This is a genomic window from Croceibacterium aestuarii (assembly GCF_030657335.1).
GTDB lineage: Bacteria > Pseudomonadota > Alphaproteobacteria > Sphingomonadales > Sphingomonadaceae > Croceibacterium_B > Croceibacterium_B aestuarii.
The window spans coordinates 2,381,922-2,404,958 of the sequence record NZ_CP131039.1 but is presented as its reverse complement, the minus strand read 5'-3'; the positions used below and the strand labels follow the sequence as shown (position 1 = coordinate 2,404,958).

Here is a 23,037-nt window from a genome sequence, read left to right as displayed (position 1 = left end):
CTAGGCGCCTGAAAGCAAGGCGCGCGTTGCCGCTTCGACGTCATCCTGGCGCATCAGGCTTTCGCCGACGAGGAAGCAGCGCACGCCGGATTCGGCGAGGCGCCGGCAATCGGCGTGGCTGTCGATCCCGCTTTCGCCGACCAGCAGCGCGCCTTCGGGCGCCAGCGGGGCGAGGTGTTCGGTGGTGGCGAGGTCGGTCTTGAAGGTGCGCAGGTCGCGGTTGTTGACGCCGATCAGGCGCGACTGCAGCCGGGTCGCGGCGCGCTCCATCTCGGCCTCGTCATGGACCTCGACCAGCACGTCCATGCCGCGTTCGAGCGCGGCGGCCTCGATCTCCGCCATCACGGCGTCATCGAGCGCGGCGACGATGATCAGGATGGCGTCGGCACCGATCGCGCGGCTTTCGGCGACTTGCCACGGGTCGACCATGAAGTCCTTGCGCAGCACCGGCAGGGTGCATGCAGCGCGCGCGTCCATCAGGTAGTCCTCGTGCCCCTGGAAATAGGGCGCGTCGGTCAGGACGGAGAGGCAGGCGGCGCCGCCGTGTTCGTAGGCGACGGCGTGTTCGGCGGGACGAAAATCGCTTCGTATCAGGCCCTTGGAAGGCGAAGCTTTCTTGATTTCCGCGATCAGGCCAAAGCCGGCGGACGCCTTTGCCTCGAGCGCGCTGCGAAACCCTCGCGGAGCCGTGGCGCCCAGCGCCGCGCGGTCGAGGTCCTCGAGCGTGGCGAGCGCCTTGCGCTCCTGCACTTCGAGGCGCTTGGTGGCGCAGATTTCGGCGAGCTTGTCGGTCATTTCGCCGCCGCTATCCAGCAGTCGAGCAAGGCGTTGGCCAGTCCCTTGTCGATGACCTCGGCGGCTTCCTCGACGCCCTCGCGCCAGTCCTCGACCTCGCCGGCGACCATCAGCGCCCCGGCGGCGTTGAACAGCACCGCATCGCGGTAGGGGCCCGGCGCGCCCAGCAGAAGTGCGCGAAGGGCAGCGGCGTTGTGCTGCGGATCGCCGCCGCGGATCGCCTCGACCGGCGCGTGGGGCAGGCCGGCCATCGAGGCATCGACCCGGCGCATTTCGAAATCGTGCCCGCGCACGTCGGCCAGTTCGTTGCCGGCATCGAGGCTCAGTTCATCGAGCCCCTCGTCGCCGGAGACGATGAGCGAGCGCGTCGTCCCCAAACGCGCCATCGCGTCGGCGTAGATCGGCACGTAGGCGGGCCGGGCGATGCCGAGCAACTGGCCCTTGACGTGCGCGGGGTTGGACAGCGGGCCCATCAGGTTGAAGATCGTCCGCCGACCGAGCTTCTGACGAATCGGCTGAATTCGGCGCATCGCTGGGTGATGGTTCGCAGCGAACAGGAAGCAGATGCCGACCTCGCGCAGGGTCATCTCCGCGGTGCGCCCTGCGGCTTCCATGTCCAGGCCCAGCGCTTCGAGCGTGTCGGCCGCGCCGGCCTTCGAGCTTGCCGCGCGGTTGCCGTGCTTGGCCACCGGCACCCCGCAGGCGGCGACCACGAGGCTGACGGCGGTCGAAACGTTGAGCGTGTTCTTGCCGTCGCCCCCGGTGCCGCAGACGTCGATGGCGTTGGCGGGGGCCTCGATCGGAATCAGCCGGGCCCGCAGCGCTCGCGCCGCGCCGGTGATCTCGCTGGCGGTTTCGCCGCGCTCGGCCAGTTCGGCCAGGAAGCGGGCGATTTCCTCGTCCGAGGTCTCGCCGTCGAGCATGGCGGCGAACGCGGCTTCGGCTTCCTCTTCGGAGAGGTGCGGTTCGACCGGCGGAAGCGTCTTCATGCCGGCACTTTGACCGGCAGGCCGCAGATCTTGAGGAAATTGGCCAGCAGTTCGTGTCCGTGCTCGGTGGCGATCGATTCGGGGTGGAACTGCACCCCGTGGATCGGCAGCTCGGCGTGGCGAAAGCCCATGACCGCGGTGCCGTCGAGCCCCGGGGTCTCGCTGGTGGCGTTGACCACCAGGCATTCGGGAATGTCCTCGACGACGAGCGAGTGATAGCGCGTGGCGATGAACGGCGAGGGCAGCCTCTCGAACACGCCCGTCCCGTCGTGGTCGACCGGACTGGTCTTGCCGTGCATCAGCCCGCCGCGAACGACCCGACCGCCGAAGTGCTGGCCGATGGCCTGGTGGCCGAGGCACACCCCGAGTAGCGGCAACTTCGCCTCGGCGCAGGCGGCGACCAGGGCGAGGCTGATCCCGGCCTCGTTGGGCGTGCACGGTCCAGGCGAGATGAGGACGCCGCTGGCGCCGCTGGCCATGCAGTCCGCGACCGAAATCCGGTCGTTGCGCACGACATGCACCTCGGCGCCCAGCTCCATCACGTAATGGACCAGGTTGAAGGTGAAGCTGTCGTAATTGTCGACGACGAGAATCATGGCGCGCCTCTAGCGAATGTGTCGGTCGCGCGCACCAGTCCATCGACGATGCCCGGCTCGCTCGCCGCGTGGCTGGCGTCGGGGACGACCCACAGCTCGGCCTCGGGCCAGGCCTTCTTGAGATCCCACGCCGAAACCGGCGGGGTGCAGGCGTCGTGGCGGCCCTGGACGATGATCCCGGGGATGCCGCGGATGCGGTCGATGTTCGCCAGGAGCTGATTCTCCTCGAGGTAGAAATCGTCGAGGAAGAACCGCGCGCAGATGCGGGCGAAGGGCAGGGCCTTGGCGGGATCGTTGAAATCGTCGAGCAGGGCAGGGTCGGGCCGCAGGGTGATGACGCTGCCTTCCCACGACGACCATTCCTTGGCAGCGGCGAGGCGCACCGCTTCGTCGTCGCTGGTCAGGCGGTCGTGGTAGGCCTTCACCAGGTCGCCGCGTTCAGCTGCCGGGATGTGGCCGCTGAACTTGTCCCACTGCTCGGGATAGAGCTCGCTCGCGCCACAAGCGTAGAGCCAGTGCTTCTCCTTCTGCCGAGCGAGAAATACCCCGCGCAGGACGAGCTCCGTCACGCGCTCGGGATATGTCTCGGCGTAGGCGAGCGCTAGGGTGGAACCCCAGCTGCCGCCGAACACCTGCCAGGCCTCGTGGCCGCACATTTCGCGCAGCCGCTCGATATCGCCGACGATGCGCCAGGTGTCGTTGTGCTCGATCTCGGCGAAGGGCAGGGATTTGCCGCAGCCGCGCTGGTCGAACAGCAGCACGTCGTAGAGGTCCGGGTTCCACTGGCGGCGATGTTTCGGGCTCATCGCTCCGCCGGGGCCGCCGTGGAGGAACACCGCCGGCTTGGCGCCGGGCGTGCCGACGCGTTCGTAGTACAGCGAATGGCCTTCGCCGACATCGAGCATGCCGCTCTCGTAGGGTTCGATCTCGGGATAGAGCGTGCGGTATCCGGTCATGAAGCCAGCGCTTACGGTCCGGCGGGCGCCAAGGCAATTGCCGGGCGCGCGTTTGAAATCTCGCGGGGTAGAGGTTAGGCCCCCGCCATGGACGTGCTGATCAGCGGAGCGGGCATCGCGGGGCCCAATCTCGCCTGGTGGCTGGCGCGCGGCGGGCACCGGGTGACCATGCTGGAGAAGGCGCCCGAGCCGCGCGGCAGCGGTTACATCATCGACTTCTGGGGCAAGGGCTACGACCTCGCCGAGCGCATGGGCTTGATGCCGAGGCTGCAGCAGGCCGGTTACCACGTCGAACACGTCCGCTTCCTCGGTAAGGATGGCGAGCCGAGCGGGGGCTTTGGCGCGCAAGTCTTCGATCGGGCGACCGACGGGCGCTTCGTCAGCTTGCCCCGCGGCGAGCTGTCGCTGGCGCTCTACGATAGTGTGAAGGACCGGGCGGAGGTGCTGTTCGACACCGAACTGGTCGAAATATCGCAGGACGCGCGCGGCGCCAGCGTGCGCCTCTCCAACGGCTCGCAGCGGCGTTTTGATCTCGTCGTCGGCGCCGAGGGCATCCACTCGCGCACGCGCGACCTCGCCTTCGGGCCGCAGGAGAGATTCGAGCGCTTTCTCGGCTATAGTTTCGCCGCCTTCACCGCCGAGAGTTACGGTCGCCGCGCGGCGGACGCCTACGTGATGTACGGCGAGCCGGGGCGGCAGGCCGCGCGCTTCGCCCTGCGTGGCGGCGCCTCGCTGGTGCTGCTGATCTGGCGCGACGACGAACGCGCGGCGATCCCTCACGACCCGGATGCCAAGCGCGAGCTGCTGCGCGAGCGTTATGCCGGGGCGGGGTGGGAGGTTCCCGACTTCCTCGCCGCGCTCCATCGCGCCGACGATCTCTACATCGACCGGGTCAGCCAGATCCGCATGGACAGTTGGCACGACGGGCGCATCGCGCTGGTCGGCGATGCCGCCTATGCGCCGTCCTTTCTCGCCGGGCAGGGAGCGGCGCTGGCGATGATCGGCGGCTATGTCCTGGCGGGCGAACTGCAGCGCAGCGCCGGCACGATCGAGCCGGCGCTGGCGGCGTACGAACGGCGGCTCGGGGATTTCATGCGCTCCAAGCAGGATGCCGCGCAGGGATTGGCGCGCTCGTTCGTGCCGCGCACCGCCCTGGGCCTCAAGTTCCGTAACCTCGCTTCCCGCGTCCTCGGCATCGGCTGGGTGGCTGACTTGCTGGTCGGCCGCAGCCTGCGCGACCAGGTCGAGCTGCCCGATTACTCCTGAGCGCGCTGGGGAATGCGCTCGACCACCACGAGCGGCCCGAGCGGGACGCGGCTGTCCATGCGCTCGTGCCCCGGATCCCATAGCGACGAGACGCTGCCATCGAGGAACAGGGCGTTGGGAGTCTTGGCCACGTCGCGGAAATAGCGGGCGAACTTGCCGAAGCTGATGGGCGCTTCGCTGATCAGGAAATGCGCCCGCCCGGCCTCGTCGACGCCGACGCCGTTGCGGATTTTGAGCGACGCGCCGTCGGGATCGAACGCGGGATGCAATTCGCCGCCTATGACCAGCATGGGCCCCGACTGGGTGGCGAACTCGGGGCGCTGGGAGACTTCGTCGGCGAAGCGCTCGGTGTCGAGCACCTGCCAATTATCGCCAGTGCCGAAAAACACGCCGTTGGGCAGCATGTGGAAGTTGCCCGGCCCCTTGCGCTCGTTGAGCACCTTCGACCGCTTGCCGTCCGCGACGAAGTAGCCGATCGGCTGACCCTCCTCGTCGAACATCCCGGCATTCATCGCGAAGGCGACGGGCGCGGCGTCGCCGGGGCGGCTGTCGGCAAAGGCCTTGAAGCTGCGGAAAGGCACATCGTCCTTGCCGGACAGAACCATGCGGATGCGGTCGCGGCCCGGCTCGGCGACGCATTCGGTGAGCGGCGAGTCTTCGAACATCACCGGCCCGCAGGCCGGCGGTCCGGGTTCGAACGCCGCGACGTCAGAGCTTTCTTCGACTTTCTGGTGGCAGGCGCTGAGGGCGGCCAGAGCAAGGGCAGCGAGGATCAGCCTCACTGGCCGAAGCCCGGTTCCGTAGCCACCCGTGCCGCCTCGCGCGCCGCGGCAATCAGCGCGCCGGCCTTGGCCTCGCACTCACGCTGTTCGTATTCGGGCACACTGTCGGCGACGATGCCGGCGCCGGCCTGCACGTGCATGACCCCGTCCTTCACCACCGCGGTGCGCAGGACGATGCACGAATCGACCGAGCCGTCGGGCGCGAAATAGCCCACACCGCCGGCGTAGGGGCCGCGCGTTTCCGGCTCGAGCTCGGCGATGATCTGGCAGGCGCGGACCTTGGGCGCGCCGCTGACGGTGCCTGCGGGAAAGCCGGCGAACAGCGCATCGAGCGCGTCCCTGTTCGGATCGAGCTTGCCGACCACGTTACTGACGATGTGCATCACGTGGCTATAGCGTTCGACAGTGAAGCTGGCGGTGACATGGACGCTGTCCGCGGCAGCGACGCGGCCGACGTCGTTGCGGCCGAGGTCGAGCAGCATGAGGTGCTCGGCGCATTCCTTGGGATCGGCCAGCAGGCTCGCCTCGGCCGCTTCGTCGGCTTCGCGCGTCGCGCCGCGCGGCCTCGTGCCGGCGATGGGGCGGATGGTCACCTCGCCGTCGCGCACGCGGACGAGAATCTCCGGGCTTGAGCCGACCACGGCGAAACCGGGCAGGTCGAGGAAATAGAGGAACGGCGAGGGGTTCACCCGGCGCAGCGCGCGGTACAGCGCGAACGGCGGCAGCGGGAAGGGGCAGGTGAAGCGCTGGGCCAGCACCACCTGGAAGATGTCGCCGGCGGTGATGTAGTCCTTTGCCGCGAGAACGATGCGTTCGTAGTCGGCGGCGTCCATCACGGGCTCGAGCGCCATCGCAGGCAGATCGGCGATGACGTCCGCCTTGGGCGCGGGCGCGGCAAGCTTGCGCAGCGCCTCGTCGATCCGCTCGCCGGCCGCCGCGATCACCGCATCGGGGTCGCCGCTGCCGGCCCACACCGGAGCGATGCAGAACAAGTCGTCCGAGAGCCGGTCGAATACGCAGATCAGCGCCGGGCGGGCGAACAGCATGTCGGGCAGCGCCAGCTTGCTCTGCGGCGCGCGCGGCAGGTCTTCCACCACGCCGATGGTCTCGTAGCCGAAATAGCCGACCAGGCAGGCGATGGGCGGCAGATCCTCGGGCACCTCTATTCGGCAGGAGGCAGCCAGCGCGCGCAGCTCCTCGAGGCTTCCGCCTGGCAGCGGCTCGAACGCGTCCTGGTCATAGCGCCACCTGCGATTCACCTCGCAGGCATTGCCGGTGGCACGGAACATCAGGTCGGCGTCGATGCCGAGCAGCGAGTAGCGGCCGCGGACCTCGCCGCCTTCTACCGATTCGAGCAGGAAGTCGCCGCGCCCCGGCTCGATCAGCTTGAGCGCCGCGCCGACCGGGGTCTCGGTATCGGCGACGAGCTTGCGCCAGACGAGCGCCGGCGCGCCCGCTACCAGCTGACTGCGCGCCTTCTGGGCGTTCTCGGGAAGGCCGCCGGCCAAGGCTGCCGGCCTACTCGGCCTGGCCGGTCAGCTGGCGCACCACGGCGTCGATCGCCGCCTGGTTTGTCTCGGTGCCGACGTCGGCCATTGCCGCGTGGACGAACTGCTCGGCGTATTCGTCGCCGAATACCGACGCGAGCTGCTGGCGCGTCTGAGCGATGATCGGATCGTCGCCTTTCACGTCGGGCAGAGTGATGGTTTCGAGATGGGCTACGAACCAGCCCTGGTTGCGCGGAGCCTCGAGCCGCTTGGTGGTGCCCTGTGCCATCGAGAACAGCAGCGCGAGGACCGGCGGTACCTGCCCGGCGCGGGCCAGTTCTTCGCGGCCCATCGCCACTTCCTGGGGACGGGGTAGGGCGACCTTTTCGGCGGCGACGGCTTCGGCCAGGCTCTTGCCGCCGTCAACGGCTTTCATGATGCGGTCGGCCGCGGCCTTGGCCGCTTTCGCGCCTTCGGACCGGCGCCAGTCGGCCACGACATCGTCGCGGATCTCGGCCAGCGGCGCGACCGCAGAAGGCGTGATGTCGCTCACGCCGAAGACGAGGAAGGTCTTGCCCGGTTCGACTTCGGCGATTTGCGGTTCGCCCTCCTGCATTTCGAACGCGGTCTTGAGCGCGCTGGCCAGCTCGGGCGGCGCCGTGTCCGCCTTGCCGTAGACCCTGCCGTCGGCGGTCAGCGGCGGCGTGTCCTTGAGCTCGATCTTGAGCTCCTTGGCGACGTCGTCGATCGAACTGCCCTCGTCGAACTCGTCCTCGATCCTGCTCGCCATGTCGACGAAGGCCTGGCGGCGTTGCTCCTCGGCCAGAGTCTTGGCGATCTCGGCCCGAACGTCGTCAAGCGAGCGGCCCGGCTGGCGCGCGACTTTGTCGACCTTGAGCACGTACCAGCCGAGGTTGCCTCGCGCGGGCTTGGCCAGCGAGCCCTCGGCGGCGGCAAAGGCGGCGTCGGCCACTGCCTGCGAAGACTGGGTGGCGAACGCGGTCTTGCCGACCGGCCCGACCGTCGTGGTCGAGAGGCCCTTCTCGCGGGCCGACGCGGCGAGGCTCTTGCCGCCGTTCAGCTCGTCGACGATCGCTTTCGCGGCCGCCTCGGTGGGCACGACCATCTGGGTGAAGGTTCGTTCTTCCTTGGCGGCGTACTGCGCCTTGTCCTGCTCGTAACGCGCCTTGACCTGTGCCGGGGTCGGGGCCGGCACGTCTCCGAGCACGTCCTCGCCGAACGTGGCATAGCGGATCACCCGCCGCTCGGGCCGGAGATAGTCGTTGCCGTGGTCCGTGTAGTATGCACTCAGCTGCGCATCGCTCGGGGCGCCCTTGGGAGCGAAAAGCGCGCTCGGCAATTCGGCGATATCGCCCTTGCGCCGCTCGCGCAGCAGCTTGGCGTACTGCCTGGCCAGCGCCTGCGGCACCACCGCACCGTGGCTCGCCGGGACGAGCACCTGCTGGCCCACCAGCCCGCTGGCGATGTCCTGCCGCACGGACGCTTCGGTCAGCCCCTCACGGGCGAGGATCGCGTTGAACGCGTTCTGGTCGAACTGGCCGTTGGCGCCGAAAAAGGCCGGAATCTTGACCAGCTCGCTGTCGACCAGCCGCTTTCCCGCACGCAGCCCGTACTTGCGGCCCCATTCGACCAGCGCGGCGCGCTGGACAAGCTGGTCGGCCACTCTCTTGGTCGCGCCGTTGGCGACGAGCGCCTGCATCGTCAGCGTCGGCTGCTGCTGCCGGCGGCGATCGAGTTCGCTGTTCATCGCCTGACGTAAATCGGCAGCGGAAATCTTGGTCTTGCCCGCCACGGCCACCTGGTCGCCCCCGGCGACGCCGCCGAAGGTCGGGTTGTTGCTGACGATATCGGAGCTGGCAAAGGCCAGCGCGATGAGCGCGAGGAAGCCGAGAGTCAGCAGGATGCCGAACTTGGATTGAAAGATTTTACGGAACAGGTGCAGCATGAGGCCAATTCTCTGGGGGAACGGGCTCGCGCCATATCCCCGCTGCGGCGCGCCCGCAACAGTTGCCCGCACCTTGCCCACTTTGTGAAAATGGGACTTTGACAACGTCGGTCCCGCGGATTAGCGCCCCTCCACCACGCCTGCCGGGCAGGCTTCCCACAAGGCAAGATTTCTTCGCAAGCGATGTCCGAACGTCCCTACATTGTCGGTAACTGGAAGATGCACGGCTCCCGCGCCATGCTGTCCGAAGCCCGCGCGATCGACCGCGCGGCCGAACGCCTGATGAAGGTCGAGGTGGCGATTGCGCCGCCGTTCACCTTGATCCACGCAACGCGCAAGGAAGCCGCCTTGATCGGCGTCGGGGCGCAGGACTGCCATGCCGCGGAAGGCGGCGCGCACACCGGGGACATCTCCGCCGCGATGCTCAAGGATTCGGGCGCCGGGTTCGTCATCGTCGGGCACAGCGAACGCCGCGCCGACCACGGCGAGACCGACGCCGACGTCAAGGCCAAGGCCGAAGCCGCGCTGGCGGTCGGTCTTTCGGTTATCGTCTGTGTCGGCGAAACGGAGGCCGAACGCGACGCCGGAAAGGCGGCCGAGGTCGTTTCGAAGCAGCTCGAGGGTTCGTTGCCGGAAACCGAACAGGCTGCCGAGAAGGTCACCGTGGCCTATGAACCGGTGTGGGCCATCGGCACCGGCCGCACGCCCACGCTCGAGGATATCGGTGCGATGCATCAGGCAATCCGTTTGCGCCTGCGCGGCATTTACGGCGAAGCGGCGGACGGGGTTCGCATTCTCTACGGCGGTTCGGTCAAGGCGGACAATGCGGCGGAAATCCTTTCGATCCCCGAAGTCGGCGGGGCGCTGGTCGGCGGGGCGAGTCTGACGGCGGAGAGTTTCGTCGGCATCATGACCGCGGCTGCGGAGCGCGGCGAAGGCTGACGCCGGGGCGCAATTGTAATTCGCGCGCGGCGCGCCTATCTGGCGGCCACGCAGACCCACCGGGATATTCGACGTCATGAGCCTTTTCCTCTTCCTTACCGTCGTCCAGGCGATCATCGCTGCCGCGCTCGTCGGCATCGTGCTGATGCAGCGGTCGGAAGGCGGCGGTCTCGGCATCGGCGGCGGTGGCAGCCCCGGCGGTCTGATGAGCGCGCGCGGTGCGGCCGATTTCCTCACACGCATGACCAAGTGGCTGGCCGTGGTCTTCGTGGTTCTCGCGATCGCCATGGCGGCGGTCGCCGTCGGCACCACCAAGAGCAAAGTGATCGACGATTCGCTCGACCGCACGGTAACGCCGGCCGGGCAACCCCCGGTGACGGGCCCTGCGACGACCGACGGCGCCGCGGGCGATCAGGCTCCGGCCAGCAACGACCCGCTGCGCGACGTCGCACAGTAAGCCGTTATCCACCCCTTGTGTGAAATCGGGGCGAGCAAACGCTTGCCCCGAATCCGTTTGGCGGCTTAAGGCCCAACTCCCATGGCGCGGTTCATATTTATTACCGGCGGCGTGGTCTCATCGCTTGGCAAGGGATTGATGGCTGCAAGCCTCGCGGCCCTGCTTCAGGCGCGCGGCTACAAAGTCCGTATTCGCAAGTTCGACCCCTACCTCAACGTCGATCCGGGCACGATGAGCCCCTATCAGCACGGCGAGGTTTATGTGACCGACGACGGGGCCGAAACCGACCTCGACCTGGGGCACTACGAGCGTTTCACCGGCGTCTCAGCGCGGCAGAGCGACAACATCACGTCGGGCCGTATCTATCAGCAGATTATCGCCAAGGAGCGGCGCGGGGACTATCTCGGCGCCACGGTGCAGGTGATCCCGCACGTGACCGATGCGATCAAGGAATTCGCGCTCGCCGACACCGACGACCACGATTTCATCCTGTGCGAGATCGGCGGCACGGTGGGCGACATCGAATCGCTGCCCTTCATGGAGGCGATCCGCCAGCTCAGGAACGAGCTCGAACCGCTCCAGACGCTGTCCGTCCACGTCACGCTGGTGCCTTACATCGCAGCTGCGGGCGAGTTGAAGACCAAGCCGACCCAGCACTCCGTGCGCGAGCTGGCCAGCCTGGGCATCAAGCCCGACGTCCTGCTGTGCCGGGCCGAGCACCCGATCCCCGACAACGAGCGGCGCAAGATCGCGCAATTCTGCAACGTTCGGCCCGAGGCGGTCATTCCGGCGCTTGATGCCCCCTCGATCTACTCGGTGCCGCTGCAATACCACGCCGAGGGGCTCGACGCCGAGGTTCTGCGCGGGTTCGGCATCGCCGACGCGCCCGAGCCGAACCTGGCGCGCTGGTTCGACGTGACCGAGCGCTATTTCAATCCGGAAGGCGAGGTGACTGTTGCCGTCGTCGGCAAGTACGTCGGGCTGCCCGACGCGTACAAGTCGCTCAACGAGGCACTGGTCCACGGTGGCCTGGCCAACCGGGTCAAGGTCAATATCCGCTGGATCGACGCCGAGATCTTCGAACAGGACGACGCCGAGATCGCCGCCCGGCTCGAACCGATGCACGCCATTCTGGTGCCCGGGGGATTCGGCGAACGCGGCTCCGAAGGCAAGATCTCGGCGGTGCGCTTTGCCCGCGAGCGCAAGGTGCCGTTCTTCGGCATCTGCCTCGGCATGCAGATGGCCTGCATCGAGGCGGCGCGTGGCGCAGGTTACGAGAAGGCGAGCTCGACCGAATTCGGCCCGACCGAAGACCCGGTGGTGGGCATCATTACCGAATGGATGGGCAAGGAAGGACTGGAGAAGCGAAGCGCGGGTGGCGACCTGGGCGGGACGATGCGGCTCGGCGCCTACGACGCCGTCCTCGCGGGCAACAGCCACATTTCGCAAATCTATGGCGGCGCACGGCAAATATCGGAACGCCACCGCCATCGCTACGAGGTCAACTCCTCGTACAAGGACGCCCTTGAGGGCGAGGGCTTGATCTTTTCGGGCATGTCGCCCGACGGATTGCTCCCCGAGATCGTGGAACGGCCCGACCATCCGTGGTTCGTCGGCGTGCAGTTCCATCCCGAACTGAAGAGCAAGCCGTTCGACCCGCATCCGCTGTTCGCGGGCTTTATCGAAGCCGCTTTGACGCAATCTCGGCTTGTCTGATTTCGGGACGGGTAAGTTAACTTTAGCCGATTGTAATATTTGATGGCTTGAGCAATAGTCTCACCTTCATTATCGTTTCCTCGTATTTACGCACCGGGCGCGGGTGCGTGGGACGCGAAACCAGCGTTTTCAACGGTTTCGTCACATGGGTTCGCCGATCGGAATTGGCCGTCTTCTGCGACCCGGACGGCCAGTACCGGGGGTGAATCGGCGCTCAGGCGTCGAGGGGGCGGAACCTATCCCGGTTCCGCCCCCGCATTTTTTCGCAATGTTGTGCGTAACTTTGCAGATCAGGCGGCGTCGGCCTGGTCCGTATCGCTCTTGTCGTCATTCTTGACGAGGTCGAGCTTGCGCTGGCCCGGCAGGCCGATCTTCTTCGGCTTCATCGCCTCCGGCACTTCGCGGACGAGGTCGATCATCAGCAGACCGTCGGCAAGGTCGGCGTTCGCCACCCGCACGTAATCGGCCAGCTCGAAGCGGCGCTCGAACCCGCGATTGGCGATGCCGAGGTGAAGCATTTCGCCGGCAGCCTCCTCCTCGCGCTTGCGGCCCTGCACGATCAGCAAGTTCTGCTGCGCGGTGATATCGAGATCATCGGGGCGGAAGCCGGCGACCGCGAGGGTGATGCGGTAGCTGTCCTCGTCGCGGCGCTCGATGTTGAAGGGCGGGTAATTGTCGCCGCCACCGGAATTGCGGGCGGTGTTTTCGAGCAGGTCGAAAAGGCGATCGAAGCCGACGGTGGAACGGCGATAGGGAGTAAAATCGAAACGGTTCATTTGAAACAAATCCTCTTTTGAGCAATTTGAGTGTGTTCGAGGCCCGGTTTGGCGCCTCACTGGAATAGATATGATTTCGGCGTGGCGATTCAAGAGCTGGCAAGGCGCTGAAAAGAAAGGATAAACCATGGCGGCCAAAGTCGAAATCTATACCAAGATGTTCTGCGGCTACTGCTCCCGCGCCAAGCGTCTGCTCGATTCCAAGGGCGTCGATTATCTCGAATACGACATCACCATGGGCGGCGAAAAGGCCGCGGAGATGCGCAGCCGCAAACCGGACGCGAGAACCGTCCCTCAGGTGTTCATCGATGACGTCGCCATCGGCGGCAGCGACGATCTGGCCGCACTCGAACGCGCCGGCAAACTCGACAGCCTGCTCGGGGTCTGACACGGCTGCGCCATGACTCGCGTCGCTCTCCTGCAGATGACCAGCGGCATCGACCCTGCCGCCAACGCCCGGGCGCTGTCCTCCGCCGTGCGCGAGGCGGCCGAGGGCGGGGCGCAGATGCTTTTCACGCCCGAAATGTCCGGCCTTCTTGACCGCGACCGGGCGCGAGCGGCCGGTTCGATCGTTTCCGAGGTTGAGAATCCGTCCCTCGCCGCGGTGCGCGAGGCGGCTTCAAAAGCGGGCATTTGGGTCGCGTTGGGATCGCTGGCGATAGCGCGCGAAGACGGGCGCTGGGCCAACCGCTCGTTCGTGATCGATCCGGCCGGCGAGATCGCCGCGCGGTACGACAAGATCCACATGTTCGACGTAACCCTGGCGAGCGGCGAGACCTGGCGCGAATCTGCTGCTTATGTACCGGGCGAACAGGTTGTAACGATTGCCGGAACTCCGGTCGGACGGCTCGGGCTGACAGTCTGTTACGACATCCGGTTTCCCGGCTTGTTCGAAGAGCTTGGCCGCCTCTCCTGCGATGCGATCGCAATTCCCGCGGCGTTCACCGTGCCCACGGGCAACGCCCACTGGCATCTGATGCAACGTGCCAGGGCCGTCGAAGCCAGCGCCTGGGTTGTTTCAGCGGCGCAGGTCGGCGAACACGCCGACGGTCGCAGGACCTACGGCCACTCGCTGGTGGTCGATCCCTGGGGCGACGTAAGGCTCGACATGGGCGGCGACGCGGCGGGACTGGCGTTTGCCGAGATCGATCCGGCGCGCACTGCCGAAGTGCGCGCGCAGCTGCCGAGCCTTGCCAACAGGCGCGACATCCCTACGTCGGGCGCGCAATGATCGTGTTCGACCTCACCTGCGACGACGGCCACCGTTTCGAGGGCTGGTTCGGCTCGTCGGACGATTTCGCCGCTCAGCAGGCGGGGGGCCTAGTTACCTGTCCGCAATGCGGTTCGGCCGAGGTCGTCAAGGCGCCGATGGCACCGGCTGTGCCGAAGAAGGGCAATCAGCAGCTCGCCGGGCAGCCGAGCGCACCGGTTGCCGGCGGCAAGCTTCCGCCCGAAGCGGTTGTCATGTTCGAAAAGGTCGCCCGGATCCAGGCGGAAGCGCTGAAAACCTCGACCTGGGTGGGCGACGGATTTGCCGAACAGTCGCGCGAGATGCACTATGGCGAGCGCGCGGCGGAACCGATCCACGGCCAGACGACGCCCCAGGAGGCGCGCGCGCTGGCCGAGGAAGGCGTTCCGGTAATGCCAATCCTTTTTCCCGTCGCGCCGCCCGACGAACTCAACTGATTGCAAGCAGGCCAAGCCCTGACTATTGCCTCGGCCGGGCGCCCGTAGCTCAGCAGGATAGAGCACCAGATTCCTAATCTGGGGGCCACAGGTTCGAATCCTGTCGGGCGCACCACCCTTTTTCTGCCCTGCCGCTTCGCTGCCCGCGGGCCGGCTCGAAAGAAGAGGGGCCATCCCTTGCGGAATGACCCCTCGATGTACTGCCAGTGCGACCTTGCTGCGACCCGAAGGGCAATCCGGCAGGAACGGAGTCAGGGCGCGCCGTGGGAGTGACCGCCCATGACTCCGAACTTCAGAATTTCACCCGCACACCCGCGCGCCACAGCCGCCCGTAGGTGTCGAAATACACCGGGTTGGTGGGATAGCCGTTCCCGCCCGGCGCGACCGGCGGATCGCGATCGAACAGGTTGTTGATCGAGCCGAACAGCTGGATCCCGTCGATGATGTCGTAGGACGCGGAGAGATTGACGTAGGTAGCCGAGTCCACCCGGTTGTTGTTGATCGAGTTGACGTCGGTGTTGTCGTAGCCCGGATCGATCACGTCGACCGGATAGCCGTTGCTGGGCGTAAGGGTTTCGAACCGGCCCGCCCCGACATAGCGAATCTGGACCGTGCCCGAGAACTTGCCCTGGGTCGCCGTCATGATCAGATTGCCCTGCCAGTTCGGCGACGTGTTGAACGTGCCGAACGCACCGGTCGGACCGGTCTGGCCGGCGTAGTTCACCACATCACGCCCGGGGATGCCGGTCGCGAACAGCTGATCGTAGAGATACGACGCGAGGGCCCGGATCGAGATCGAGCCGTCGCCGACCGGCGCTGAGTAGCCCGCTTCGAAGTCGATGCCGCGCGTCGTGAAGCCCTGGATATTCAGCGATGTGCCGTCGACTGTCGCCATGTCGTAGGGGAACGCGGGATTGTAGCCCGGCTCGCCCGGCTGGACGAAGGTGATCAGGTCGCAGAACGACTGGACGCCCGAATAGCATAGCGAGGCAATATTGGACGCGCCGACTCCAAACGGAGGACCGGCGATCGCGTGATCGATCTTGATCTGGTACCAGTCGGCCGAGAAGCGGAAGCCCGAGAGGAAGCCGTCTCCGGGCGAAAGCACCCCGCCGACGGTCCAGGTGTCCGCGGTTTCGGGCTTCAGGCCCACGTTACCGCCGGTCGTGAGGACGAGCGAGTCACCGAGCGCAACGGGCGTCGCCGGGTTGGCAGCGTTATAGTCCACCGCCCAGGGGTTCTGTCCGACGTAGCCGAACGGCGGACCGACGCGCGGGGCGTAGGACTGGAACAGCTCGCGGAACTGCGGCGCGCGCACGTCGCGCGAGCGGGTTGCGCGAAGCCGGAACCAGTCGGTCACGTCCCACACGCCGTTGATGCGCCAGGTCCAGAAGTTCTGGGTGTTCGATAGCCCCGCATTGGCGCCGAGCGTGCCGGTGGCCTTGGTATCGGTATAGCGAGCGGCAAGGTCGAGAACCAAGGCCTTGCCGATCGCAGAGTCGGCGAAGACCGGTACGTTCAACTCGCCGTACCCTTCCATCACGCGGGTATTGCCGCCGTAGTCGAGCCCGTAGCTGAGCGTGAAGAAGTTGTAATAGGGCGCGTTGGCGAGGTCGTGAGTCGATTTGACCGATTCCTTGCGCCATTCCGCGCCGACGGCCAGCTTGATGGGGCCGGCGCCCCAGCCGTCGAACAGGTCGCCGCGGAAGTTGACTGCCGCAACGTCCTGCTTAGTCTTGTTGTATTCATCGAGCGTCCGGAACGCGTAATCGACCGCCGCCGGATCGGCGTTGCCGATTCCGAACAGATTCAGCGGAACGCATGCACCGTCGAGATTGGCATTCGTCACGTCGGTCGCCGTGTAGGGCCTGCCGGTCTGCGGATTGATCCGCCCGGGAATGTCGACGCCGCAGACGACATTGCCGGTTCCGTCGGTCACAGCGTCGAGGGCATAATTCAGATAAGCGCCGACCACGTTGTGGGTCAGGTGCTGGTCGTTGTTGTTCTCGCCGTGCGAGTAGTACGCATCCCACGCCCAGGCGGAGCTGAGCTCGCCCTCGAGCGCAAGGACCGTGCGCCAGGTCTCGTTGTTGGTATGGTTGTCTGCGTGTGCCACGTTGACCATCGAGCGGCCGAAAGTGGCTCCGTTCGGGCCGATGGCCGCGGCGAGCGCCGGGGTGAGGAAGGCGTTGTCCTGAGCGATACGCGCACCAGACCAGGATCCGGCGACGGTCTGGTTCATGGACGGCCCGATCGTGCCGTTCGCGACCGGGTTCAGCCCCTTGGTGTTGGCGTAGGAAACTTCGACCGATGCCGTGAGCGCGTCGCTCAAGTCGTAACTGGCATGTCCGAGCGCCGTCCACCGCTCGACCGATGGCCGCAAGGTCGTCGAGTCGTAAGGACCGACGGCGTACTGGTCGCCGCCGACGCGCAGCGCGCCGCGTCCTGAAGCGTAGGAGTACTGCCCCGGATCAAAGGCGATCGGCGATGTGCCGTCCGCGGAGACCTGGAACTCCGTTCCTCCCGGGCAGCCCAAGGGCGAGTGGCAAGGAGTCAGTATCGGCACGAGCACGCCGGTCAGGCTGGTGTCGGCCAGAAAGGTGTTGTTGCTGATGATGTAATGCGGATCGCCGTTCGTCAGATAGGCGTTGTTGGTGACCAAGTTGTAATTGTCGCCGCACCAGTCGCGCTCGGTCGAACAGATGCCGATCGCATCCTGGTTGTCGTATTCGACGCCGACCACGAAGTGGCCGCGGTCATCTGCGAATCCCGTGCCGTAGGCGGCCGACACGTGCTTGTCGGTGCCGTCGCCGCGCCAGGTCTGGCTGAAGTCGGCCTGGCCCTTGAATCCCTCCAGCTTGGTGTCGAGAATGATATTGACGACGCCGGCAATGGCGTCCGATCCGTACAGCGCGGAAGCGCCGCCCGTGACGGTTTCGGTCCGCTGCACCAGCATCGAAGGCATCAGCGTGATATCGACGCCGCCGCCGGTGGTCGTGGGCACGACGCGCTTGGTGTCGACAAGGGTCAGGGTGCGGGTGCCGAAGAAAGGGTTGAGGCCGCGCAGGTTGACCAGCTGGGCGCCCACGTTGAAGTTGCCGAGACCGACGTTGTTCGGGGCGAAGAAGTTCGAATTCGACGGGAGCTGGGCGACGACCTCGCCGACGTTGTTGAGATTCAGGTTGTCGATTTCTTCCTGCCCGAGAACGGTGACCGGGCTGGCTTCGTCGAAGGTGGATTTGCCGACTCGCGAGCCGGTGACGATGATTTCCTTTGCGACGTCAGCCTTGGCATCGCTCGCCTGTTCGTCGCCGCTGTCTTGCGCCTGCGCCACGCCTGGCAGGGCGGCGGCGAGGCCGACCGCGAGGGCCATGGTGCTCAAACTGGAACCGCGAAGGACACGCTTCGTCATATACTCTCTCCCTGTGCTCCGCCTTTGGCGGCTTGTTATGCGGTCCCTCTGAACTCAGCGAGCGACGCCTGAACGTCGGCTCGACGAGCGGCGAGGGACCAAGTCTTTCGCGCGAAGCTACTCTTGCAGTTGACACTGTCAACCGCATAAGTTGACGATGTCAATCAGGTGATGGGGCGGCACGGGTGAGGCCGATCGCGAGCAGCCCAGCCTCTTTTCGATTCCGGGCCCCCCTTCCACGCCGCCGATTCGCGGTCCGCGGCATATTTGCCCGGCTTGTCGCTTCGCTACTTGAGCCGAGCGTGCGGGTATCCTAACGCGGTGGCGTCTCAGGAGAGACAACCAACTCGATGCATGCATTCGCCAATCCTGCCCGCTTCCTGCGCATTGCCCGCCCGCTGACCCCCGTCCTTCTCGTGGCCGGGCTGGTCGTCGTGGCCGCATCGCTGGTTTACGGCTTGGCCTTCGCTCCCGCCGAGCGGCTGCAGGGCGAGACCGTGCGCATCCTTTTCATACATGTGCCTACCGCCTGGCTCGGCATGGCGGGGTGGAGCGCCATTGCGGTCTCCAGCCTGGCCGAGCTGGTCTGGCGCCATCCGCTCGCGGCCCTGGCCGCCCGCGCCAGCGCCTCGCCGGGCGCGGTCTTTACGTTCGTGTGCCTCGTCACCGGATCGATCTGGGGCCGACCGGCATGGGGCACGTGGTGGGTGTGGGACGGGCGCCTGACTTCGATGTTGGTGCTGCTGTTTCTCTATTTCGGATACATGGCGTTGGCCGGCGCTGTCGACCGCGAGGGTGGATCGAGTCGCATCCCGGCGATCTTCGGCCTCATCGGGGCGGTCAACATCCCGATCATTCACTATTCGGTGATCTGGTGGAACAGCCTGCACCAGGCGCCGAGCATCACCACCGGGGGCTCGGCAATGGCCGGGCCGTTCCTGTGGGGCCTGCTCGCTGCCATGCTCGGCTTCACCCTGGTCTTTGCGGGGGTCGTGTTGGCCCGGATGCGCGCACTGCTGGCCGAAATACAGACCGAGGCACGCTTGCGGCGCAAGGCGATCGACGCATGAGAGAATCGCTCGACCAATGGCACTTCGTGATCGCCGCCTACGTCATCGGCGTCGGCGTCACGCTCCTGCTCGTGGGTTGGAGCTGGCTGGCGATGAAACGCGCTGAGAAACGCCGCGAGGAGGCGCGCCGGAAATGAATTCGGGACTGAAACCCAAACACCAGAGGCTGGTGCTGGTCGTTGTCGCGCTTGTGGCGATTCTCTGCGCGGGCGCTCTCGCCGCCTGGGCGCTGCGCAACCAGGCGAGCTTCTACATGCTGCCGAGCGAAGTTGCCGCCAACCCTCCCGAAGCCGGGCACGCAATGCGCCTCGGCGGAATGGTCGAGGAAGGGTCGCTGACAACCGATCCCGATGGCGTCACGGTGCATTTCATCGTCGGCGACGGCGAGGCGAAAGTGCCTGTGACCTATTCGGGAATTCTACCGGACCTGTTTACCGAAGGCTCGGGCGTGACCGCCGACGGCAGCATGGGCGCCGACGGCGTGTTCCATGCCGACAGCCTCCTCGCCAAGCATGACGAGAACTACGTCCCGCGCGAGCTCAAGGACATGACCGAAGCGCAGAAGCACAAGGTCGTGCAAGAGGCGCACGAATGATCGCGGAGTTCGGCCTCGCCGCGCTCTGGCTGGCTGCCGCGCTGGCCCTGCTCCAGCTCGTCGGCGCCTTTGCCGGCGTGCGCGGGACGTCGCCGGAACTGGCCGCCGTCGTGCGGCCCGCGGCGGTAGTGCAGGCGGTGCTCACCGCGCTCGCCTTCCTGATGCTGATCTGGCTTTTCGCCCGGACCGACCTCTCCGTCCTTCTGGTGGCCGAGAACTCGCATTCCGAAAAGCCGATGATCTTCAAGCTCGCCGGGGCGTGGGGCAATCACGAAGGCTCGATGCTGATGTGGGTGGCGATCATGGCGCTGTCCGGCGGGCTGATTGCGCTGATCGAACGCCGCCTGCCGGAACGCACGCTGCTGGCGACGCTCGGCGCGCAGGCTTTCGTCGGGCTCGGTTTCTATGCCTTCCTGCTGTTCTCCTCCAACCCCTTTACGCGGCTCGATCCGCCGGCCGCCGAAGGGGCGGGCCTCAACCCGCTCCTGCAGGACATCGGGCTCGCCTTCCACCCGCCCACGCTCTACCTCGGCTACGTCGGACTTTCGGTGGCCTTCAGCTTCGCGGTCGGGGCGCTGCTCACCCGCAACGTCACTCCCGAATTCGCCCGGGTCATGCGCCCCTGGGTTCTCGGCGCATGGATTTTCCTGACCCTGGGGATCACCGCTGGATCCTACTGGGCCTATTACGAGCTCGGCTGGGGCGGCTGGTGGTTTTGGGACCCGGTCGAGAACGCCAGCCTCATGCCTTGGCTCGCCGCCACGGCGCTGCTCCACTCGGCCAGCGTGTTGGCGGCTCGCGACGCGCTGCGAACCTGGACCGTGATGCTCGGCGTCGTCGCCTTCTCGATGAGCATGATCGGCACGTTCCTTGTGCGCTCTGGCATCCTCACGAGCGTCCACGCCTTCGCCGTCGATCCGGAACGCGGCACGTTCATCCTCGCGCTGCTGGCGATCTATATCGGCGGCGCGCTGGCGCTGTTCGCGGCGCGGGCGAACACCATCGCCGAGGGTGAGCGGTTTTCGCCGCTCAGCCGTGAGGGCGCGCTGGTGGTCAATAACGTCGCGCTTTCGGCGATTCTCGGGGTCGTGCTGCTCGGCACGCTTTATCCCTTGCTCACCGAAGCGTTCGGCGTGCGCGTCTCGGTCGGTCCGCCATACTTCAACCCGGTCAGCGCGGTGTTCTTTCTTCCGATGTTGCTGGTGCTGGTGGTCGGACCCCTGCTGCGCTGGCGGCGCGACAGCTTCTCCCGCGTGCAGCGGCGGGTGGTCTTCGCCGTTTCGGTCGGGCTCGTCGTGCTCTTCGGCGTCGCAGTGCTCGCCCGCATCGCCATTCTGCCGCTGCTCGGCATGGCGCTTGCCGCTGCCGTCGCCGTGGCCGCCTTCGCGCCGCTGCGCGGCCGCTCTCTGCGCCGGCTTCCGCTGCCCATCTGGGGCATGGCCATCGCCCACTTCGGCGTCGCCGTGGCGCTGTTCGGAGTGGCCTGCGACAGCGCGCTGACGATCGAGAAGCTAGCCGCCGCCAATGTCGGCGACAGCGTCACCGTCGGACCCTGGCAGGTTACTCTCGACAGCGTAGAGCCGGTTGCCGGCCCCAACTGGACTGCGCTCGAAGGCCGGATGACGGCGCACTACAACGGCGGGGAGGGGCACCATATCGCGCCGCAGGCCCGCAACTTCTGGGCGCCGCCGCAGGAAACCACCGAATCCGCGTTGCTCACGCGCTGGAACGGCCAGCTTTACGCGGTGCTCGGCAAGGAGGCGAAAGACGGCCGCTGGCAGGTCCGGCTGTGGTGGAAGCCGTTCGTCACCTGGATCTGGTTCGGCGGCGTTCTGATCGCCCTGGGCGGCTTTCTGGCGCTGATCGGCCGCGTCGTCGGCGACTTGCGCCAGCGCGAGCGCCGCCGTCTGATCGCCCAGCGCCATGAGGTGGCGCCGTGAAGACCGTGCGCTGGACCTTGTGGGGCGTCGTCGTGCTGTTCGCAGCGCTCATGGCGCTGTTCGCCCTGCAGCTCTCCCGTCCCAAGGACGAGTTCGTCGAAAGCACGATGATCGGCAAGCCGGTCCCCGAATTTGCACTTCAGGCGGCCACGCCGGACCGTCCGGGCCTGTCGAGCGCGGACCTCGCCGATGGCACGCCCAAGCTGATGAACGTGTTTGCAAGCTGGTGCGTGCCCTGCGCCGCGGAGGCGCCGCAGCTGGCCGAGCTCGAGCGCGCGGGTGCGCCGATCGTCGGGGTCGCGATCCGCGACACTCCGGAGGACCTGGCGGCGTTCCTGCAGCGCAACGGCAACCCATTCGCCCGCATCGGCGCCGACAACCTGTCCGAAATCCAGTTCGCGATCGGCAGTTCGGGCGTGCCGGAAACCTTCGTCATCGATGGCAAGGGCGTGATCCGCTACCAGCACATCGGCGACATCCGCGAGGAAGACATTCCCATCCTGCTGGCGAAGTTGAGGGAGGCCGGCACATGAAGCGGCTGTTCGTCCTCCTAGCGCTCGCGCTCGCCGCCAGCTGGGCTGTGCCGATCACGGCGCAAGACCGCATGCCGCCGGCCCCTTACGCCTATAAACAGCTCGACGACCCGGAGCTCGAGGCCAAGGCCCAGGCGCTGATGGAAACCATTCGCTGCCTCAAGTGCCAGAGTCAGTCCATCGCCGACAGCGATGCGCAGATGGCCGGCGACATGCGCCATGAAATCCGCACGCGGATCGCTGCGGGCGAATCGCCCGAGCACATTCGTCAGTGGCTGATCGACCGCTATGGCAATTACGTGAGCTACAAGCCCGAAGTGAACAGCGTGACCTGGCCGCTGTTTGCCGTGCCCTTGTTGCTGTTGGCGATCGGTCTCTTGCTGATGCGGCACCGCTTCCGGAGGCGCACATGAGCTGGGTCCTTGCCATTGGCCTCGCGCTGGCCGCGTTCGCCGGCATTGTCTTCGCTTTTCGTCTGCCTAAGGGGGCATGGGCCACTGTCGGTGCAGCGCTGGCGTTCGGGCTTGTTGGTTATGCCCTGCAAGGCAGCTCGGGACAGCCGGGCGCGCCCAAGGCTGCGAGGGTCGCCACCACGGGCAGCGGCGAAACCTTGGTCGAGCTGCGCCACGCGGTCTTGCCCGAGCAGTTCCGCAGCTCGAGCAATCGCCTGATCACCGCCGACGCCTTGGCGCGACGCGATCGTCCGGCCGACGCGGCGACGATCCTGCGCGGAGCGGTGCGCGAGAATCCAAAGGATGCCGAGGCCTGGCTGGCGCTCGGCAATGCTCTGGTCGAGGATGCCGACGGACAGATGACTCCGGCCGCCCAATTCGCCTATCGCAAGGCCGAGACCTTGGCCCCGGAGAGCCCCGGTGTACCGTTTTTCGTTGGGATCGCGCAGGCGAATGCCGGTCAGCTGATGGATGTCCGCGCGTTGTGGGGGGAGGCGGCGCGCCGCGCACCCGAGGGCAGCCCGGCGCGTGCCGAAATCGAAGATCACATCGCCCGGCTCGAGGCGGTCATGCGCCAGATTCTTAAGGAACAAGGCCTCGAACCGCCGCCCGCAAAGTAAT

Annotated in this window: 23 protein-coding genes and 1 tRNA gene; 15 read left to right on the top strand and 9 right to left on the bottom strand. The window is 66.6% G+C overall.

Going from position 1 to position 23,037, the window contains the following annotated elements; genetic code table 11:
- Genes trpC through pip form a run of 4 tightly spaced genes read right to left on the bottom strand, consistent with a single transcriptional unit; the run spans position 1 to position 3,336 of the window.
- A complete protein-coding gene (gene trpC / locus Q7I88_RS11905) occupies positions 1 to 795 on the bottom strand; it encodes an indole-3-glycerol phosphate synthase TrpC (RefSeq protein ID WP_305096134.1) in 795 nt (264 codons plus the stop codon).
- Positions 792 to 1,784: an anthranilate phosphoribosyltransferase gene (trpD, locus tag Q7I88_RS11900; RefSeq protein WP_305096133.1), complete on the bottom strand. Its 993-nt coding sequence runs from the start codon at positions 1,782 to 1,784 to the stop codon at positions 792 to 794. Before trpD ends, trpC begins: the two co-directional genes overlap by 4 nt.
- On the bottom strand, positions 1,781 to 2,380 hold the full coding sequence (locus Q7I88_RS11895; RefSeq protein WP_305096132.1) for an anthranilate synthase component II: 600 nt from the start codon (positions 2,378 to 2,380) through the stop codon (positions 1,781 to 1,783). The genes trpD and Q7I88_RS11895 overlap by 4 nt, the downstream gene beginning before the upstream one ends.
- On the bottom strand, positions 2,377 to 3,336 hold the full coding sequence (gene pip / locus Q7I88_RS11890) for a prolyl aminopeptidase (protein WP_305096131.1): 960 nt from the start codon (positions 3,334 to 3,336) through the stop codon (positions 2,377 to 2,379). Before pip ends, Q7I88_RS11895 begins: the two co-directional genes overlap by 4 nt.
- An 87-nt stretch (positions 3,337 to 3,423) precedes the next feature.
- Here pip and Q7I88_RS11885 point away from each other — a divergent pair, with 87 nt between their 5' ends.
- Positions 3,424 to 4,602, top strand: a complete 1,179-nt coding sequence (locus tag Q7I88_RS11885) for an FAD-binding domain (RefSeq protein ID WP_305096130.1) — start codon at positions 3,424 to 3,426, stop codon at positions 4,600 to 4,602.
- On the opposite strand, the gene Q7I88_RS11880 is transcribed toward Q7I88_RS11885, so the two are convergent.
- The 3 genes from Q7I88_RS11880 to Q7I88_RS11870 are packed head-to-tail and all read right to left on the bottom strand — an operon-like array spanning position 4,593 to position 8,837.
- Positions 4,593 to 5,384, bottom strand: coding sequence for a phosphodiester glycosidase family protein (locus Q7I88_RS11880; protein WP_305096129.1), 792 nt, complete (start codon positions 5,382 to 5,384; stop codon positions 4,593 to 4,595). The genes Q7I88_RS11885 and Q7I88_RS11880 overlap by 10 nt on opposite strands.
- Complete coding sequence (locus Q7I88_RS11875) at positions 5,381 to 6,892, bottom strand: anthranilate synthase component I family protein (protein WP_305096128.1); 1,512 nt, start codon at positions 6,890 to 6,892, stop codon at positions 5,381 to 5,383. Before Q7I88_RS11875 ends, Q7I88_RS11880 begins: the two co-directional genes overlap by 4 nt.
- Positions 6,893 to 6,902: 10 nt before the next feature.
- Positions 6,903 to 8,837: a peptidylprolyl isomerase gene (locus Q7I88_RS11870; RefSeq protein ID WP_305096127.1), complete on the bottom strand. Its 1,935-nt coding sequence runs from the start codon at positions 8,835 to 8,837 to the stop codon at positions 6,903 to 6,905.
- 183 nt (positions 8,838 to 9,020) lie between these two features.
- Here Q7I88_RS11870 and tpiA point away from each other — a divergent pair, with 183 nt between their 5' ends.
- The 3 genes from tpiA (at position 9,021) to pyrG (ending at position 11,952) form a co-directional block, all read left to right on the top strand.
- Entirely contained in the window at positions 9,021 to 9,779 is a 759-nt protein-coding gene (gene tpiA, locus Q7I88_RS11865) for a triose-phosphate isomerase (protein WP_305096126.1), read from the top strand.
- A 76-nt stretch (positions 9,780 to 9,855) separates the two neighbouring features.
- Positions 9,856 to 10,236 (top strand): preprotein translocase subunit SecG, encoded by a 381-nt coding sequence (secG, locus tag Q7I88_RS11860; protein WP_305096125.1) that lies wholly within the window; start codon positions 9,856 to 9,858, stop codon positions 10,234 to 10,236.
- 81 nt (positions 10,237 to 10,317) lie between these two features.
- Positions 10,318 to 11,952, top strand: a complete 1,635-nt coding sequence (pyrG, locus tag Q7I88_RS11855; RefSeq protein WP_305096124.1) for a CTP synthase — start codon at positions 10,318 to 10,320, stop codon at positions 11,950 to 11,952.
- Positions 11,953 to 12,242: 290 nt separating this feature from the next.
- On the opposite strand, the gene Q7I88_RS11850 is transcribed toward pyrG, so the two are convergent.
- Complete coding sequence (locus tag Q7I88_RS11850) at positions 12,243 to 12,728, bottom strand: Hsp20 family protein (RefSeq protein WP_305096123.1); 486 nt, start codon at positions 12,726 to 12,728, stop codon at positions 12,243 to 12,245.
- Between the two features lie 127 nt (positions 12,729 to 12,855).
- Here Q7I88_RS11850 and grxC point away from each other — a divergent pair, with 127 nt between their 5' ends.
- From grxC to Q7I88_RS11830, 4 genes are all read left to right on the top strand, one after another.
- On the top strand, positions 12,856 to 13,116 hold the full coding sequence (grxC, locus tag Q7I88_RS11845; RefSeq protein ID WP_305096122.1) for a glutaredoxin 3: 261 nt from the start codon (positions 12,856 to 12,858) through the stop codon (positions 13,114 to 13,116).
- Between the two features lie 12 nt (positions 13,117 to 13,128).
- Positions 13,129 to 13,959: a carbon-nitrogen hydrolase family protein gene (locus Q7I88_RS11840; RefSeq protein ID WP_305096121.1), complete on the top strand. Its 831-nt coding sequence runs from the start codon at positions 13,129 to 13,131 to the stop codon at positions 13,957 to 13,959.
- Positions 13,956 to 14,414 carry a DUF1178 family protein gene (locus Q7I88_RS11835; protein WP_305096120.1) on the top strand — a complete coding sequence of 153 codons (459 nt, stop codon included), beginning with the start codon at positions 13,956 to 13,958 and terminating at the stop codon, positions 14,412 to 14,414. Before Q7I88_RS11840 ends, Q7I88_RS11835 begins: the two co-directional genes overlap by 4 nt.
- A gap of 38 nt (positions 14,415 to 14,452) precedes the next feature.
- A tRNA-Arg gene (locus tag Q7I88_RS11830) sits at positions 14,453 to 14,529 on the top strand.
- A gap of 177 nt (positions 14,530 to 14,706) precedes the next feature.
- On the opposite strand, the gene Q7I88_RS11825 is transcribed toward Q7I88_RS11830, so the two are convergent.
- Positions 14,707 to 17,826 (bottom strand): TonB-dependent receptor domain-containing protein, encoded by a 3,120-nt coding sequence (locus Q7I88_RS11825; protein WP_305096119.1) that lies wholly within the window; start codon positions 17,824 to 17,826, stop codon positions 14,707 to 14,709.
- 350 nt (positions 17,827 to 18,176) lie between these two features.
- On the opposite strand from Q7I88_RS11825, the gene ccmC reads away from it, so the two are divergent.
- The 7 genes from ccmC to Q7I88_RS11790 are packed head-to-tail and all read left to right on the top strand — an operon-like array spanning position 18,177 to position 23,036.
- Positions 18,177 to 18,896: a heme ABC transporter permease CcmC gene (gene ccmC, locus Q7I88_RS11820; protein ID WP_305096118.1), complete on the top strand. Its 720-nt coding sequence runs from the start codon at positions 18,177 to 18,179 to the stop codon at positions 18,894 to 18,896.
- Positions 18,893 to 19,033 (top strand): hypothetical protein, encoded by a 141-nt coding sequence (locus Q7I88_RS11815; protein WP_305096117.1) that lies wholly within the window; start codon positions 18,893 to 18,895, stop codon positions 19,031 to 19,033. Before ccmC ends, Q7I88_RS11815 begins: the two co-directional genes overlap by 4 nt.
- Positions 19,030 to 19,491 carry a cytochrome c maturation protein CcmE gene (gene ccmE / locus Q7I88_RS11810; protein ID WP_305096116.1) on the top strand — a complete coding sequence of 154 codons (462 nt, stop codon included), beginning with the start codon at positions 19,030 to 19,032 and terminating at the stop codon, positions 19,489 to 19,491. The genes Q7I88_RS11815 and ccmE overlap by 4 nt, the downstream gene beginning before the upstream one ends.
- Positions 19,488 to 21,431, top strand: a complete 1,944-nt coding sequence (locus Q7I88_RS11805) for a heme lyase CcmF/NrfE family subunit (RefSeq protein ID WP_305096115.1) — start codon at positions 19,488 to 19,490, stop codon at positions 21,429 to 21,431. The genes ccmE and Q7I88_RS11805 overlap by 4 nt, the downstream gene beginning before the upstream one ends.
- Positions 21,428 to 21,964, top strand: coding sequence for a DsbE family thiol:disulfide interchange protein (locus Q7I88_RS11800; RefSeq protein WP_439648340.1), 537 nt, complete (start codon positions 21,428 to 21,430; stop codon positions 21,962 to 21,964). Before Q7I88_RS11805 ends, Q7I88_RS11800 begins: the two co-directional genes overlap by 4 nt.
- Positions 21,961 to 22,377: a cytochrome c-type biogenesis protein gene (locus Q7I88_RS11795; protein ID WP_305096114.1), complete on the top strand. Its 417-nt coding sequence runs from the start codon at positions 21,961 to 21,963 to the stop codon at positions 22,375 to 22,377. The genes Q7I88_RS11800 and Q7I88_RS11795 overlap by 4 nt, the downstream gene beginning before the upstream one ends.
- Entirely contained in the window at positions 22,374 to 23,036 is a 663-nt protein-coding gene (locus Q7I88_RS11790) for a tetratricopeptide repeat protein (RefSeq protein WP_305096113.1), read from the top strand. Before Q7I88_RS11795 ends, Q7I88_RS11790 begins: the two co-directional genes overlap by 4 nt.
- Position 23,037 lies beyond the last annotated feature (1 nt).